This is a genomic window from Streptomyces griseoruber, from assembly GCF_001514205.1.
GTDB lineage: Bacteria > Actinomycetota > Actinomycetes > Streptomycetales > Streptomycetaceae > Streptomyces > Streptomyces griseoruber.
The window spans coordinates 1-620 of the sequence record NZ_KQ948843.1 but is presented as its reverse complement, the minus strand read 5'-3'; the positions used below and the strand labels follow the sequence as shown (position 1 = coordinate 620).

Annotated in this window: 1 protein-coding gene; it reads left to right on the top strand. The window is 72.6% G+C overall.

Annotated elements, in window-relative coordinates; translation table 11 throughout:
• The coding region (locus AQJ64_RS44900) for a transposase family protein (RefSeq protein ID WP_079062337.1) at nt 1-620 on the top strand (620 nt) is incomplete at both ends.

The following is a 620-nucleotide window of genomic DNA, read 5'->3' as shown; positions in this document are numbered from 1 at the left end:
ATCCTGCCGCACTCGACCTCCCGCACGCCCTGGTCGAGTGGGTAACCATGCTCATCGTCACCCGTGAGGGTGACCGCCGCTGCAAGCTCCCGCCTCACCAGCGTGCCCTCGTCGCCCTGGTCTACCTGCGCCGGCACGACACGCTCGCGCAGATCTCCGCCGGTTTCGGTATATCCGTCGGCACCGCCCACGCCTACGTCACCGCCGTCGTCGGCCACCTCTCCCGCCGGGCGCCCGGCCTGCTGCGGGTCCTGCGGGAGACCGATCCCGCGCACGTCCTGCTCGACGGGACGCTCGCCGAGTGCGACCGGGTCGGCGACAGCCGGGCCGACTTCTCCCAGAAGCACCGCCGCCACGGCGTGAACGTGCAGGTCGTCGCCGATCCCGCGGGCAGGCTGCTGTGGATCTCGCCCGCACTGCCCGGCCGCACCCACGACCTGACCGCAGCCCGCACCCACCGCATCATCCGAATCTGCGAACGCCAGGGCGTTCCCGTTCTCGCCGACCGCGCCTACATCGGGGCCGGCCCCTGGGTGACCACGCCGGTCAGACGGCTCCCGCATCAGGACCTCACCGCGACTCAGCGGACGATCAACCGGGCCCTCTCGGCGGCGCGGGCG